The sequence below is a fragment of the Synechococcus sp. WH 8016 genome (assembly GCF_000230675.1).
Lineage (GTDB): Bacteria > Cyanobacteriota > Cyanobacteriia > PCC-6307 > Cyanobiaceae > Synechococcus_C.
Genome location: NZ_AGIK01000002.1, coordinates 204440 through 217757 on the forward strand (window position 1 = coordinate 204440; position 13318 = coordinate 217757).

Genomic DNA, 13318 nt, shown 5'->3' on the forward strand with positions numbered 1-13318 from the left:
AATCTTCAGGCATTTGGGGGGGGGTGACAGATATTTAATATAGGCTGCCAAGCTTCTAAATTCTCAGGAACTGTCCACCAAGCATGACATCCAAAAGGCAGCTTTTCAAGTTGCTTTAAGTTCTCGTGTACACAATAATCAATTGCAAACAGACGTGAATCTACAAATCCAGACACATGAAATTTCGAAGAAATATTTATGCATGTTGAGTAAATAAAGTCCTCATTATAGCCAATAACTAATTTTGACCAATTCTGATTAGAGCGCAACCTACATTTATTGCAGATCAAGGCTGCTATAAATTTTAGAAAAATAATAGTTTTCCCTTTCCAATTAAAAATCTTAGCTCTTTCAACGACTCTTTTTAAAGTTAATATTTTGGGATTCTCGTCTAAAAGTTTAATAAAGCTGCTGATCTTTCTTAATGAAAATCCACCATTGCCGCAAAAATTGAGCTCTTTTGTCCAATAATCTTTATACTTGTAAACTGGTGCTCCTATATAATCATAATGTTTCATGCACCAGTACATTAGCTCGTCGTTGTGAACATAAGCGTCTAACTGAAAAACAAGGACATGGGAGTATTTGACATAAAATTGATAGTACTCACGAGATAACATCAATTGATTATAATTGTAATGTGATCCAAGATGAAAGTCACTTACTACATGTAGCTTAAAAGTTGAAGCTACACCCAAAGCAGAAATGCTTGAACTTACCTGTTTGCAAAGTGATTTTTTAGTTAAAATATAGATATCGTAATTTTTTAATTTGGCAAACGCACTTTTTAGGCTTATTTGTTCATAATAACTAAGATCACTCTTGTATACAGGAATTGAAATTGCTGGCTTAATTTTCAATAGCTTTGCTTTGCAATTTAGTGGAAATTGAATAAAAAATAGCTGTTATTTGTCTAGAATAGCATATTTTTTAATAATTAGTTTGGAAGATATTGAGTTATAGATGCTCGGCATTGCCAACATTGAAAATAGAATCGCATTTTTCTAAGGTCGAAAGACGATGGGCAATCATTAAAATAGTCAAATCAGGAGACATTTTATTAATTGCATTCATCACCTGGGCTTCAGTGGCCTCATCCAAAGCACTAGTAGCTTCATCCATCACAAGCACAGCCGCCTGTTTGTATAAAGCGCGAGCTATACCTATACGCTGGCGCTGACCTCCACTTAACCGAACCCCACGTTCACCCACTTCCGTGTGATAACCATTCGGTAAGCTAGAAATGAAATTAGCGATTTGAGCCTGCTCAATTGCTTGCTCTAGACGCTGCAGATCCAACTGCCCCTTCTTAACACCAAAAGCAATATTTTCAGCGATTGAAGCGTCCGCAAGAAATATGCTCTGCGGAACATGCGCAACTGTGGATCTCCATGCACGTAATCTCTCACCCTCCAGCGCCAAACCATCCACAAGTACTCGCCCAGACGTAGGTTCAAGTAGCCCCATAAGAAGATCAATTAAAGTACTTTTACCACTACCAGTTTTGCCCACGATGCCAATCCGCTCACCGCGGCCAATTCGTAAATCTAGTTCCCGGAACACCCAAGAGGCCTCCTTAGCGTAACGGAAGCCAACCCCCTTCAACAAGATTTCTCGCTCAAGTCTCAATGGCGCGGCTGGAACAGCCAATAGATCAGCCTGATCTATTGGCTGTTCCAGATAGCATAAGATCGACGACAGAGCGGGAATATTTACCCGGCAATTGTTCCAAGATAAATAAATTAGTTGCAAAGAGGGGAGCAAACGCTGTGCGCCAAGCGCCAGGGCGCCTAAGAGAGGCAACGCACCCAAAACACTTGTAGGACCCGCCACCAACCTTAAAGCTGTCATCGCAATGGCTATCAACCCAACAGCCTCCATACCGTAGCGAGGAGCAAACGCAAGAAATTGAGCCAGACCACGCTGCTGGCGCAATCGTCGATCTGCCTGACCGTAGATAGTTGTGTAAACAGGCTGATTGCCGGCGAGTATCACGTCACGAATTGCGCCCAAGCCTTCCTGCAGGCTGCGAATCAACTGGGTCTGATTTTTCATGATTTCCGGCCCCAAACGCTGAAGGCGCCGCCGGCTATACGCCATGGCTAGTAGATATCCACCGCCCAATACTAATGCCATGGATAGCGTTACAAACGGGGAGAGAAAAAGCAAAAGACACGCCAGCCCCAGACTTACCAATCCAGCAGTGAGCATCTGCAATATTCCACTTACCATGCCCACTACCTGATCAACCCTGCTGGCAATCGCGCTTATTGCTTCACTGCTGTTGCGTTGCAAGTGCACAGCGTATGGCTGATAAAGGGTTCGGCGATAAACTTCTATGCTCAAATCTGAGCCTATGCCGTTGGCTAGAGCAATAGTGCCTCTCAAAGCCAGCAACCGCACTATCCCATTAAATGCAGCCGCTGCTGCGAACACAAAACAAAGTGGCAACACAAGATCTGTAGGTTGCTGCCATCCAAGAAAGGGCGCTAGCGACTGAACTTCTCTCGTAACCCAAACCTTATCCGGTTCTGCCAACACCGCTAAAAACGGAACTACAGCACCCAAACTAAACATCTCAGCTATTGAGCTTAATATCATCAACATTGCTACCAGTAAAATCTGGCGCCGACGCTTTATTTTTAGATTCACCCAAAGCCGCTGTAGGGCATGACGAAGACGAAGTGTCGTGCTGGCGTGGATACTTTCACTCATTACAAGATCGATTCATAGAAATAGGTAATGGGTGTTTACATAACTAGTGCAATAGCCAAATTGGGGCTCGCAACTCAATTCTCGCTGCGCCAAGTCGAATATCAGATCGCAAATCATAACTAGACCTGGGTTCCTGAATTTGGAGGAACTAATGCGATCGGAGTTCTTCAGAATCATGCGAGAGACAAGGGCAGCCACAAAAAACATTATATTGAGGCTGTCATCGACATAAATCGCAAACAGCTCACCAAGCAGGACTATTACAATATTTTCCCTGTATTTAATCACCAACCCGGGTCATTTATATCAATGATCAGGGCCAAGAATACATTAACACTGGTCAAAATCCTGATTTTAAATTCGGGGGCGATGCTTCGCAATTATACTCGTCCCAAATAACAGCCACCTCGAAATTTTGCTGGCGGACAATGCACTTACAATTAGCGGCAATCAACTCAATAAATAATCAGCTGGAATAAAGCGCAAAAACTGATTTGAAGCAAGGAGAGCATTGAAACTACTTGAGAAATTTGGTCATCACTTTTGATTTAATTGACTAATATTCTACAAAAAAGCGGGTCCAGCACCAAATATAGCTAACGCGTTAAACTAAAAATTGAATCAACTCAAATATTACAGGAAGCTAAATAGAATAAAATCAACTTAGCAAAGGAGTCAGCCCATGATCAATGGAATATTCCTTTAAATACAGCCTCCTAAGCTGATCACTGGCCTGCGATGTATGAGCACTATAAAATTGAGCTATCTTTAAATAGTAAACTGGAATATAATGCATCATAATCTAACTAACTTCTTGTTGAGCTGGGCGCGGTACTCCTCTACAGTACTTATTAAACCTGTCGTCAACGCAATCCGGGCGCTCCAACCAAGTGCCTTAAGGCGGGTCACATCAAGCTGTTTCCTTGGGGTACCGTCAGGTTTGCTGATGTCCCAGTTTATTGTGCCACTGAAACCGGTGGCGTGTGCCACTGCTTCGGCGAGATCACGAATGCTCAATTCAACGCCAGTACCAACGTTGAGGAAAGAAATGTCGTTTGCTTTAGGTTTCCAGTACTGCAGAACAAACACGCAAGCTTCGCCAAGGTCGTCGACATGCAAAAATTCGCGTAAGGGATTGCCACTACCCCAACAGGTTGCACTCATGGCCTTGACATCAGCCGCTTCCTGGAAACGGCGGATTAATGCTGGCAACACATGGCTGTTGGTTCGGTGGTAGTTGTCTCCCGGTCCATACAAGTTTGTGGGCATCAGACTGATCGCGTCAAAACCGTGCTGCCGCCGCAAAGCTTCGCAAAGCTTAATTCCAGCGATTTTAGCAATCGCATACCCCTCATTGGTGGACTCCAAGGCCCCCGCCAATAATGATTCTTCTTTGATCGGCTGCTCGGCAAACTTCGGGTAAATACAGCTACTACCCAGAAAAAGCAGCCGCCGCACCCCCGCCTTCCAAGCCCCTTCAATCACATTCGTTTGGATCTTCAAGTTCTCCAATAAAAAATCAGCTGGATAGGTGTCATTCGCAACAATTCCGCCCACTTTTGCGGCCGCCAGCACCACCACATCAGGCTTGTTTTCTTTGTACCAGGCCTCCACCGCTTCGTGGTTGAGCAAGTCCAAGTCTTGGCGGGTTGGCGTCAGCAAGGCTCCGCCTTTCGCTTCAACGCCATAGCCCTTCTCCTCCAACGCGCGGCAAATTGCGCTGCCCGCCATGCCCCGCGCTCCAGCAACAAAAAAGCGGTCATCGGCCTTGATCAAGCCGCTCACACTTTGCCCCCTGCAGCCTTTACGGCATCAGGGTTTGTCGGCGGATTCTCCATCGAGCCAACCACATTGAATCCTTTCAGCTTCAAGTAAGCCTCCTTCTTGGCCTCTTCTTGATCGGTTGCCACCATCTCGGCCACTAACTCCTCGAGCGTTGTCGTTGGCGTCCAGCCCAACTTTTCCTTCGCCTTGGTGGGATCACCCAACAGCGTTTCCACTTCAGCAGGCCGGAAATAGCGCGGATCAATCCTCACCACCACTTCTCCGCTGTTGCGCTTGCCAATTTCCTCCAAGCCCTTGCCTTCCCACTCGATCGATCCCCAGCCCAGCTCTAATGCCGTTAATTCAATAAAGCGCCGCACGCTTTCCTGCCGCCCCGTAGCGATTACAAAATCCTCCGGTGGACCCTCCTGCTGCAGCATCCGCCACTGCATCTCCACATAATCCCTGGCATGGCCCCAATCGCGTAGTGAATCGATATTGCCCATGTACAGGCAATCCTCTAAACCCGCATCAATCCGCGCTAGCCCCCGCGTGATCTTGCGCGTCACAAACGTTTCACCGCGCCTGGGGCTCTCGTGGTTAAACAGCACACCATTGCAGGCATACATCCCGTAAGCCTCGCGGTAATTCACCGTGATCCAGTAGGCATACAACTTCGCCACCCCATAGGGGCTGCGTGGATAGAAAGGCGTGCTCTCCTTTTGCGGCATCTCCTGCACCAACCCATACAGCTCACTCGTGCTCGCCTGATAAATCCTCGTAGTCCCCGTAAGCCCCAGCATCCGCACCGCTTCTAAAATTCGCAGCGTGCCCAGCGCATCACTATTTGCTGTGTATTCCGGTGCTTCAAAACTCACCGCCACATGGCTTTGAGCTCCAAGGTTATAAATCTCATCCGGCTGCACCTGCTGAATAATCCGGATCAAGTTGGTGCTATCCGTTAAATCCCCGTAGTGCAGCACCAGCCGCGGATCATCCTCATGGGGATCCTGATACAGATGATCAATTCGGCTGGTATTAAAACTGCTCGCTCTTCTTTTGATCCCATGCACCTCATATCCCTTCTCCAGCAACAACTCCGCTAAATAACTGCCATCTTGGCCAGTGATACCGGTGATCAGGGCGGTTTTGGTGGGGGTGGGGGTATCAGAGGAGGGCATTGAGTCTTCAGAACGTCGTGCAGACACAACATTTCTACATGCGGTCACAGCGGACGAGAGCGGAGCTCAACCGTCTCGATTAGACCTCTAAGAATCAGTTTACCACGGCGTTGCTGCACAGCTGAAGGTATTGGGTTGGCAATGCACAATTCGAATCATCCCCGCAGCCAACTATTCAGTCAAAAAAAAAGGGGGGGGGTCGCCAGCGTTGGCACGCCTGCGTTACAGTAACGTTACACCTGCGTACCGTTACCTCCCACCAGCTGAACTACTTCCTCGCCCAGCAATTCAAGGACTGCGTTCGCGCCCCTAAGGCGTAAGCACCCGAGTGGCCGACCAACCGGTCCACCTTGATCTAGGCGAGGAGGTGACGCCTGGGTCACAGCAGCACCTTGCTTCCGGAGCAGTTACTGAAGGAAGGGCAAAGCCACCTCAGGTCTCCATACTCCTTCAAGCCTTATACCTCGCCGGTGCCTGCAGCTATTGCAAGCGAAAACAGCCCCGTCTCTTAATAGGGCCGTTATCACCAAACAGTTGCTTCGTAATGTGGAGCAGCTGCATTGGCTTAAATGGCAGACGCCGATGTTCGTTGGCTTCAGCGCCTAGAGAACTACGAACGGGCCTTGGCCACGCTCCAACGAGCGCTCACTCTTGCTGCCAGCCGCCCACTTAGCGAGCTTGAACAACAAGGATTAATTAAGGCATTTGAGTTCACCCACGAGCTCAGCTGGCTTCTGCTCAAAGATTTTTTAGTAGACCAAGGTGTGAGCGGCATCAGTGGCTCAAGAGATGCAGTGCGGCAAGCCGTGGTCAGAGAGCTTTTAGCCCCTGGCACGGAAAGCACTTGGATGGCGATGATCCGCAGCCGCAACCTCACAAGCCACACCTACAACCCCGCGCTTGCAGAAGAGATCGCGCAACTCATCGCCAATCAATTCGGCAAGGAACTGCAAAGTCTGCAGCAAGAATTGCGCCGCCGAGCCGAGCAAAGCCGATGATTCCCGGCATTCCCCAAGCAGATAGTCAACGACTACTGGAGCTGATCCTTACCCATCCCCACATAGAGAAAGTTGTGCTCTATGGCTCGCGGGCGTTGGGGCGGCAGCGAGCAGGATCAGACATCGATCTCTGCCTCGAGGCTCCGTCCATGAAACTCGGAGAGTTACTCGAACTCGGAGCACAACTCGACGACTTGCTCTTGCCATGGCAAATCGATCTCCAGCTACACCACCTGATTGCCCATGAGGGGCTGCTGGCGCATATCGAGCGCGCCGGCCAATTGCTCTGGGAACAGTCTCCGAACGCAAAGGCTCCTGAGCCAACTTTTTGATCAACCCTCCCAGAGCCGGCGGCAAGGGAAGGCCGCAAGTTGCGAATCGGCTGTGATCAGCACAAGCTGCTCGAGCTTTGCGTGATGCTGAGCTCTCAGTTAGACGCAGGACTCACAACCACCGGCGATTCCGCATTACAAAGCAAGGCAAGCACCCCCTCAGGCAGACGCTGCAGATCGAACCACCACCACAGCAGCACACATAACTATCGAGTAAGTAACCCGTGCTGGCCGTCATGGCTGTGATCGAGCTTGGGCAAGGAGCTTGATTCCCAGCTCGCTAGTTCTTCAGGGGAGAGCGGCTCCAACAGGGCTTCGGGATTCGGCAAGGGGCCAAAGGCACTCAACCGGCCTGGGATGCGCTGCGCCGGAGTCGGCTTCAAGGGCATTCAGACGCGCTCATGGGCTATTCCACTGTGGCAAGCACAATCGTCTCACCAGTACGGGCTTGATCCATCAAGCGAATCATCCCCTCGATGAGATCATCCACAAAACAGAAGCTACGGGTCTGACTTCCATCGCCATAAAGCGTTAGTACGTCCTCTTTCAGGGCCTGAACGATGCAATTGATCACCACCCTGTCTTCATCAGGAAGCATGCACGGAGCAACCGTGCGGAGCTCAAGCTGTGAGATCGCGAAGAATTTTCTTGGCCAGAATTTCGTTGATCTCACGGTGCCTCGGAACCGGTTGGGTGCGCCCAGTTTGAGGCTGGTGAAATCAGTTCGTTTCAAGCCACAACAAGCTCGCCAACCTTGCGAATTCCTGGGAGGTCTTGCTTGGAGAACTCTTGATGAAGATCCAGCAGCTGCACCTTCAGATCCTCGAGGTCCTCACCTTGCGTCCAATGATCGGGATATACATTCAGATGACCCAGAAACTGACCATCGGATTCACGCCAGTAGGTGAAAGACTCGGCGCTATGAGCAAATGTCATTTTGCCTGGTACTCCTACACGCTTTCAAAGTAGCTCCAGCAAGGCTTTCGCTGAAGAAGGCGATCGTGGGGCCATGGCCTTTATCAAGTGGTCCCGATAGCGTCCATCCCAACTCCCGTTGCGCCAGGTCAATCACCGGCTGGCGTTGGAGAGGATCATCCTGCGGCAGTGGTTTGCAGATCAATTCAAACGACCAAGTAGCACTTAAGGCAATCGCTGCGGATCAACACACCTTCAAAATAAGTTCAACATCTGCAAGGCCCTTGAAGTCAGCATCCATGCTGAAGAGCCGAGCCTGATGTTGCTTCGCAGTCGTCAAGATGATGCTGTCTGCCATGGGCAGGCGTAGAGCATCACGGCTATCGCCTGGATCGCCTGCGCCTCGCTGTGTTCACGAAGGATCCACTTGAACACTTCAAAAACTGTGATGGCAGGCACGATCAGAGACGTTTCATCGTCAAGAACCTCAAGGAAGCGGTCTGCCTGAGGTCCATTGGTAAAAACCTCAATCCAACCCGAGGAATCCACAACATGAAGGACTGAGGTCACAGACGATCGCTCTCTCGCTCGAATGTGTTTTCACCCTCGAGAAAACCGCGCAACGCAGAAACGGATCGACTAGGCACGAGCTCAATCCTCCCAGGCAGGGCGATCACCTGCAGCACCTGGCCTGGCTTGAGATCAAATTGCTCACGCACTCGCTTAGGAATGACAACTTGATATTTCGGGGAAACGGTAGAGACATCCATCCAGAAATCGTACTACCAATGCACGATCGATCAATAAACAGTGCTTCTGGGCAAGAGCAGATCAACAGAGGCGACAGGAACAAATAACGCTCGTAGGCAAGGAGGGCTAGGGGTGGGAGCTGTTTTGCAACAGCCGCACCAACATGCGGCGCTGGTGGTCTTGTCCACCAAAGAACACGGCCAGAACCTGGATGTCCCGCTGCTCAGCGCGTGGACGAAACCAATAGACGGCACGATCCAGAGCGAGATGACGAAGGCCAGGCAGGAGATCGACGAGTGATTCTCCACGAAGAGGAGCTGTGGCCAAGCTGTTAGCCCATCAACCCAATAAGAACAGGGGCAAAGAAAAACAAAGGGGCAGCAGTGCCAGGGGGAAAAGCTTGCTGAGCAGATCAATCATCGAAACATCGTTAGCGCAGTCTTTCAAAGCATTAGGCACGGGATGCCTCGAGCTTGGGCGGCCTGAACCAGAGCCTGATCCGCGGTGATCAGCTCAAGGTTGTGGCTCTGAGCGATTGCCAGGTGCAAGGCATCGGCGCCACGCAGAGCAGGAGAACGGCTGTCCTTCACCCACTCACAGGCCCGCTCGAAGTCTGGGGAGCGGGGTTCCAGCAAGCCGAGCCGCTCTTTAGCAAACTCCGAAAGCATCAAGTGCATGCCAGCAACCTGACCTGCGGAACGATCACCCCTGCGCTGCGAACGCGCCAAAACATCACTGAGCTCAAGGATCACCAGCTGACTGATCCATAACGATGACGACTGCGCCTGTTCGAGCCAAATTTCCAGAGCTGGAAAACCTCCATCCCCAAAGGCCAGAGACACCAGCAAACAGGTGTCGAGATAAAAGCTCTTCCCTGTCATCAAAACCTGTCAGTCAAACGTCTCGCAGCTCGCGCACCCGCTCCACCGCAGAAGGTTCAGAAACGGACTCACTGATGTGCAAACCCCGGAAGCGCTGCATCCAATTGGATTGACTCACGGCCTGAGACGTTGAGCCTTCACGAACCAAACGTGCCACTGGCTTCCCCCGACGGGTGATCACCACCTCATCACCGGAAGCAACAGCATCCAACAATGCCGAAAGCTGTGCCTTCGCTTGAGCAAGGCCGATAGAGCGCATGCCTAGATGACTAGTTGGTCACTTAAGCCTAGTCCAGAGACGGCGCCCTACCCGCTGCACGCGGGAGAGAAGATCAGGTGGCCCAGCACGCTGACTTCAAGAAGGGCAATCGGTTCGGCCATCAAGCCTCTTGATCACGGAGTTGATTGACAAGCTCCAGATCAACAACGCCACCAGAAGCTTTCACAGACAATTGCGGCAATCCAGAGCGTTGCTCCAAAACGTTCTGAGCCTCTCCGTTTGCTGACCTGGATAGGGCCTGCCGGGCTAGGGCGCTAATGACATGACCAACAGAACAGCAACACTGGCGAGGCAATCGGCACGATGAGCGATCTGAATGAGTGACGGCAACGAGCTGCTCGCCCCCACGACGGCCAACCCCTGATGGTGCCCTTCGTGGAAGAGATCGTGCCGGAGGTGAACCTCGAGGCCGGCTGGCTGCTGCTCACGAGGCCTTTCCCTAACAGGGATCCGCGATCAACTCGCCTGCACGAGATGCAAGCCCGGCACCTGAGCAAACACCTGGTCATCACTGATCAATGTGCGCTCCAAAGCCAAAGCGTGGGAAGCAATCAATAGATCCATGGCTGCCACTGTGATCCCGGCCTGTTGCAACCGGAAGCGCAACTTGCCATAGACATGAGAGGCAGTTGCATCAAAAGGTTCAACCGGCAAAACGTCGAGAAGGTTTTTTACCAATACTGCTCGCCGTTCAGGGAGCCGACGACGTTCCAAACCAAAGCGGATCTCAGCGGCCACGATCGCCGAAACACTGCAGCGATCCTCGGCAAACCATTGGTCGAGCTGGGGCGAACGACGCTCTAACAGCACCCGAACGGCATTGGTGTCGAGCATGAAGCGCTGCTTCACGGCCAATCCCTTTGCTGAGCCGGAGCATCCGGCTCAGCAACCTCGAAAAGCTCACCAAAACCGGCCGAGGCATCAGAGTCACTGTCCAGCAGTTCTGAACGCTGGCGCAACCACTCAAGAGGACTCGACCGCAAGGGGTGCAGGCTGACGATGCCGGTCACAGGGTCACGCATGACCTCCACTTCCGTCCCTTCAAAACGACAGGTAGCGGGCAAGCGCACAGCCTGACTGCGCCCATTGCGAAACAACTTGGCGCGCATCAGACCTCACCTTCTGGTCATGATCAGTCTAGATCGACCAAGAGTGATTCGACAGGCGGCGTTTACCCAACGCCATCGGCGAACGGACTCATTGATGTGCAAACCCCGGAAGCGCTGCATCCAATGGGGTTGACTCACGGCCTGAGACGTTGAGCCTCCACGGACCAAACGTGCCACTGGCTTCCCCCGACGGATGATCACTACCTCCTCGTCCAGAGACAGCGCCCCACCCGCTGCACGTGGGAAAGAAGATCAGGGGGCAGTTCATGGCGTAACGCCAAATCCACCGTCCATGGCAGCAACAAATCATCGATAGCGGCCATCAAGCGCAACCGCTCTAGATGAGTTAGACGAGCAGCATCGACGCACAAATCGATATCCGATCCAGGGCGTTCTTTGCCCATCGCTCGCGAACCAAACAACCAGATGGCATCCACATCGGCTTGTTGAATCAATACATCCAACAGCCTCTGTTGCTGAGGCCCGGAAATCCCTGGAATGACTACGGTTTGGAACTTCTCACTGTTCGTAGCATCCATCAGCGATCCTCTTGCTCCAAGCGGATCTGCAGGCAAGTGCGCAAGCTCTGAAAACAACTGAGATAATGCTGCTGAATATTGGCGGCGATCGCATCTGCGGTTGCGCGGTTGTAGGTGTGGCTGGTGAGATTGCGGTCTTGAATCATCAGCATCCAAAACTCACCGCCTTGAATCAATTCAAGGCGGAAGGCTTCTCGCAAGGTGTCACGGGATCCGAGCAAGCTTTCGTTGCCTTGACTGCGCAACAGATCACGGAGCGTGTTCCATGCCAGTTCAAAGGTGTATTCAAAGGCCTTGATCAAACCTTGCTGTTCCCGCTCATTCAGCGCAGGCGGCTCAAAAAAACGCTCGAGTTGTTCCAGGGCTCGCGTGTAATTCGCAAAGCGCTGCTGCCAGCGGATATCAGCTGCCAAATCATTGGAGCGCCTAGATAGATGGTATCGGGATCATTTGAAAAACCATCCCCACTGGTCGCACCATTGCGGTTGAGGGTGGGTGGCATTCGTCGCTCAGGCCTTAAAGCCTGAAGACTGGAGGGAAAGTGAATCCTGAGGTCACCTAGCCCAGCTGCCATGAATGCATTAATTAGGGTCAGTTATGGAATGATCTAGTGAATCGGCGCCAGCGGGCAGATCTCCCTGGGCAATGAGTTTGCAGGCCGCACAGTGGTGATCGATAGCAACGAGCCCGGAATCTTGGTGATCAAAACAGCCCAGACCATTCCTAATGGGGAGCTCTGGCTTCATCAAGCCTCTTCTGCAGAACGCTTGGATCGAGCCCTTACCTGCCTTGACCACCCTCCTGAAGTTGCTGATCTCGACGCCTTGGAACACCACCTCAATGCAATTTTTGCTGAGACAAAGTGATCCAACTTGATCTCAACAGTCCTGAGTTTCAAGCCAACCTTCTAGCTCTCCCACAGCAAAAACCCTGGGCTGTGCTCAAAACGCGGAGCCTGCCAGCAACACAGTGCCGCCGAATAGATTGCGCAGCATTGGGGCAACAGGTAGCTGGAGTGCTGGATCCAGACAAATTGTTGGATGTGGCCTCAGGGCTAGCCGCGCTGAAGGTAGATCCGATTACCAGCACTGCTGTTGCCCCTGAACAAGTCTTTGCGGCACTGGAGCAACAACGCCATTCTGGGCAACTTAGCCAGAGCGTGAGTGGAGCATCGCTGCGCTATCAGGCCTCAAAGGCACAACCTGGCTTGCTGGAAGAAATCAAGCCGAACGACAACCGCCGGCTAGGCCGGTTTCGTAATGGCCTCTTTGAACCGACGGGAGAGAGCGCACCCAGCACCAACCCATGAAACAACTTTGGCTGCGCGTGGGCGGCAATGGACAAACAGACAGCACCGGAAAGACTCGAGCAGAGTCAGCCTGGATCAATTAATTGCAGCGCTTCTTCTCCTCCTCGTACTCCGCGACAGCTCAGCCGCGTATCAAAGCTGACCAGCGTTCCTTGGTGATGCACGGCGAGAGCTAGCAAGTAGGCATCCGTTCCGCCATCAAGCCTCTTCGTCGCGAAGCTGATTCACAAGCTCCAAATCAACAACGCCACCAGAAGCCTTCACGGGCAATTGCGGCAATCCGGAGCACTGCGCTCCATCGTTTTGCGAGCCTTTGCCTGCTGGTCTGAACAGCGTCTGCCGGGCTAAAACGCGCGCTGCGGCGAGGACGCCATCATCGAACCGGAGAGTGGTGCGCATCAAACATTACGCATCTGCTCATCACTTTAAGTGGGTCAAACCGGCCCAGCCCATGACCAATGGCATAAAAAATGAGCCAGAACTCCTTAGCTAGATTGAAATCAAGGAGAGCATCAAGCCAACAGTCTTGAGCCGCCAAAGAACGT

At 51.6% G+C, this 13318-nt stretch carries 21 protein-coding genes and 2 pseudogenes; 5 read left to right on the forward strand and 18 right to left on the reverse strand.

What is annotated here, in order from left to right; all coding sequences use genetic code 11:
- Positions 1-5: 5 nt before the first annotated feature.
- From SYN8016DRAFT_RS07860 to gmd, 4 genes are all read right to left on the reverse strand, one after another.
- Positions 6-860 carry a DUF5672 family protein gene (locus SYN8016DRAFT_RS07860; protein WP_006853820.1) on the reverse strand — a complete coding sequence of 285 codons (855 nt, stop codon included), beginning with the start codon at positions 858-860 and terminating at the stop codon, positions 6-8.
- A gap of 97 nt (positions 861-957) precedes the next feature.
- Positions 958-2715, reverse strand: coding sequence for an ABC transporter ATP-binding protein (locus tag SYN8016DRAFT_RS07865; RefSeq protein WP_006853821.1), 1758 nt, complete (start codon positions 2713-2715; stop codon positions 958-960).
- Positions 2716-3510: 795 nt separating this feature from the next.
- The gene (locus SYN8016DRAFT_RS07875; protein WP_006853824.1) at positions 3511-4500 is read right to left on the reverse strand and encodes a GDP-L-fucose synthase; all 990 of its coding nucleotides are present in this window, start codon (positions 4498-4500) and stop codon (positions 3511-3513) included.
- On the reverse strand, positions 4497-5660 hold the full coding sequence (gene gmd / locus SYN8016DRAFT_RS07880; RefSeq protein ID WP_006853825.1) for a GDP-mannose 4,6-dehydratase: 1164 nt from the start codon (positions 5658-5660) through the stop codon (positions 4497-4499). Before gmd ends, SYN8016DRAFT_RS07875 begins: the two co-directional genes overlap by 4 nt.
- 569 nt (positions 5661-6229) lie before the next feature.
- On the opposite strand from gmd, the gene SYN8016DRAFT_RS07885 reads away from it, so the two are divergent.
- Together SYN8016DRAFT_RS07885 and SYN8016DRAFT_RS07890 are read left to right on the forward strand one after the other, a co-directional pair.
- Positions 6230-6658: a nucleotidyltransferase substrate binding protein gene (locus tag SYN8016DRAFT_RS07885; RefSeq protein ID WP_006853826.1), complete on the forward strand. Its 429-nt coding sequence runs from the start codon at positions 6230-6232 to the stop codon at positions 6656-6658.
- Entirely contained in the window at positions 6655-6990 is a 336-nt protein-coding gene (locus SYN8016DRAFT_RS07890) for a nucleotidyltransferase domain-containing protein (protein ID WP_006853827.1), read from the forward strand. The genes SYN8016DRAFT_RS07885 and SYN8016DRAFT_RS07890 overlap by 4 nt, the downstream gene beginning before the upstream one ends.
- 206 nt (positions 6991-7196) lie before the next feature.
- On the opposite strand, the gene SYN8016DRAFT_RS15340 is transcribed toward SYN8016DRAFT_RS07890, so the two are convergent.
- The 9 genes and pseudogenes from SYN8016DRAFT_RS15340 to SYN8016DRAFT_RS07935 form a co-directional block, all read right to left on the reverse strand.
- The gene (locus SYN8016DRAFT_RS15340) at positions 7197-7373 is read right to left on the reverse strand and encodes a hypothetical protein (protein ID WP_159098316.1); all 177 of its coding nucleotides are present in this window, start codon (positions 7371-7373) and stop codon (positions 7197-7199) included.
- Positions 7374-7426: 53 nt separating this feature from the next.
- Positions 7427-7603, reverse strand: a pseudogene (locus SYN8016DRAFT_RS14510) (NAD-dependent epimerase/dehydratase family protein); the annotation flags it as partial.
- A 116-nt stretch (positions 7604-7719) separates the two neighbouring features.
- Positions 7720-7926 carry a hypothetical protein gene (locus SYN8016DRAFT_RS07905; protein ID WP_006853830.1) on the reverse strand — a complete coding sequence of 69 codons (207 nt, stop codon included), beginning with the start codon at positions 7924-7926 and terminating at the stop codon, positions 7720-7722.
- A gap of 315 nt (positions 7927-8241) precedes the next feature.
- Complete coding sequence (locus SYN8016DRAFT_RS07910; protein WP_006853832.1) at positions 8242-8475, reverse strand: type II toxin-antitoxin system VapC family toxin; 234 nt, start codon at positions 8473-8475, stop codon at positions 8242-8244.
- Positions 8472-8675 carry an AbrB/MazE/SpoVT family DNA-binding domain-containing protein gene (locus tag SYN8016DRAFT_RS07915; protein WP_006853833.1) on the reverse strand — a complete coding sequence of 68 codons (204 nt, stop codon included), beginning with the start codon at positions 8673-8675 and terminating at the stop codon, positions 8472-8474. The genes SYN8016DRAFT_RS07910 and SYN8016DRAFT_RS07915 overlap by 4 nt, the downstream gene beginning before the upstream one ends.
- A gap of 106 nt (positions 8676-8781) precedes the next feature.
- Entirely contained in the window at positions 8782-8982 is a 201-nt protein-coding gene (locus SYN8016DRAFT_RS07920; protein WP_038014032.1) for a hypothetical protein, read from the reverse strand.
- 116 nt (positions 8983-9098) lie between these two features.
- A complete protein-coding gene (locus tag SYN8016DRAFT_RS07925) occupies positions 9099-9536 on the reverse strand; it encodes a type II toxin-antitoxin system VapC family toxin (protein ID WP_006853834.1) in 438 nt (145 codons plus the stop codon).
- A 13-nt stretch (positions 9537-9549) separates the two neighbouring features.
- A complete protein-coding gene (locus tag SYN8016DRAFT_RS07930; protein ID WP_006853835.1) occupies positions 9550-9795 on the reverse strand; it encodes a type II toxin-antitoxin system Phd/YefM family antitoxin in 246 nt (81 codons plus the stop codon).
- 121 nt (positions 9796-9916) lie between these two features.
- On the reverse strand, positions 9917-10111 hold the full coding sequence (locus SYN8016DRAFT_RS07935; protein ID WP_050802722.1) for a hypothetical protein: 195 nt from the start codon (positions 10109-10111) through the stop codon (positions 9917-9919).
- A gap of 53 nt (positions 10112-10164) precedes the next feature.
- Between SYN8016DRAFT_RS07935 and SYN8016DRAFT_RS16040 the strand changes: the two are divergent.
- Positions 10165-10251, forward strand: a pseudogene (locus tag SYN8016DRAFT_RS16040) (ribosome maturation factor RimM); the annotation flags it as partial.
- A gap of 21 nt (positions 10252-10272) precedes the next feature.
- Here the strand turns inward: SYN8016DRAFT_RS16040 and SYN8016DRAFT_RS07940 are convergent.
- The 4 genes from SYN8016DRAFT_RS07940 to SYN8016DRAFT_RS07955 form a co-directional block, all read right to left on the reverse strand.
- Positions 10273-10665 (reverse strand): PIN domain-containing protein, encoded by a 393-nt coding sequence (locus SYN8016DRAFT_RS07940; protein ID WP_141561432.1) that lies wholly within the window; start codon positions 10663-10665, stop codon positions 10273-10275.
- Complete coding sequence (locus SYN8016DRAFT_RS07945) at positions 10662-10925, reverse strand: antitoxin (RefSeq protein ID WP_006853837.1); 264 nt, start codon at positions 10923-10925, stop codon at positions 10662-10664. The genes SYN8016DRAFT_RS07940 and SYN8016DRAFT_RS07945 overlap by 4 nt, the downstream gene beginning before the upstream one ends.
- Before the next feature lie 200 nt (positions 10926-11125).
- On the reverse strand, positions 11126-11464 hold the full coding sequence (locus SYN8016DRAFT_RS07950) for a nucleotidyltransferase domain-containing protein (protein ID WP_006853838.1): 339 nt from the start codon (positions 11462-11464) through the stop codon (positions 11126-11128).
- Positions 11464-11877, reverse strand: a complete 414-nt coding sequence (locus SYN8016DRAFT_RS07955; RefSeq protein WP_006853839.1) for a nucleotidyltransferase substrate binding protein — start codon at positions 11875-11877, stop codon at positions 11464-11466. The genes SYN8016DRAFT_RS07950 and SYN8016DRAFT_RS07955 overlap by 1 nt, the downstream gene beginning before the upstream one ends.
- Before the next feature lie 252 nt (positions 11878-12129).
- On the opposite strand from SYN8016DRAFT_RS07955, the gene SYN8016DRAFT_RS07960 reads away from it, so the two are divergent.
- Positions 12130-12330 (forward strand): hypothetical protein, encoded by a 201-nt coding sequence (locus SYN8016DRAFT_RS07960; RefSeq protein WP_006853840.1) that lies wholly within the window; start codon positions 12130-12132, stop codon positions 12328-12330.
- Positions 12327-12773, forward strand: a complete 447-nt coding sequence (locus SYN8016DRAFT_RS07965) for a hypothetical protein (protein WP_006853841.1) — start codon at positions 12327-12329, stop codon at positions 12771-12773. The genes SYN8016DRAFT_RS07960 and SYN8016DRAFT_RS07965 overlap by 4 nt, the downstream gene beginning before the upstream one ends.
- 198 nt (positions 12774-12971) lie before the next feature.
- On the opposite strand, the gene SYN8016DRAFT_RS07970 is transcribed toward SYN8016DRAFT_RS07965, so the two are convergent.
- Positions 12972-13172: a hypothetical protein gene (locus tag SYN8016DRAFT_RS07970; protein WP_006853842.1), complete on the reverse strand. Its 201-nt coding sequence runs from the start codon at positions 13170-13172 to the stop codon at positions 12972-12974.
- Positions 13173-13318 lie beyond the last annotated feature (146 nt).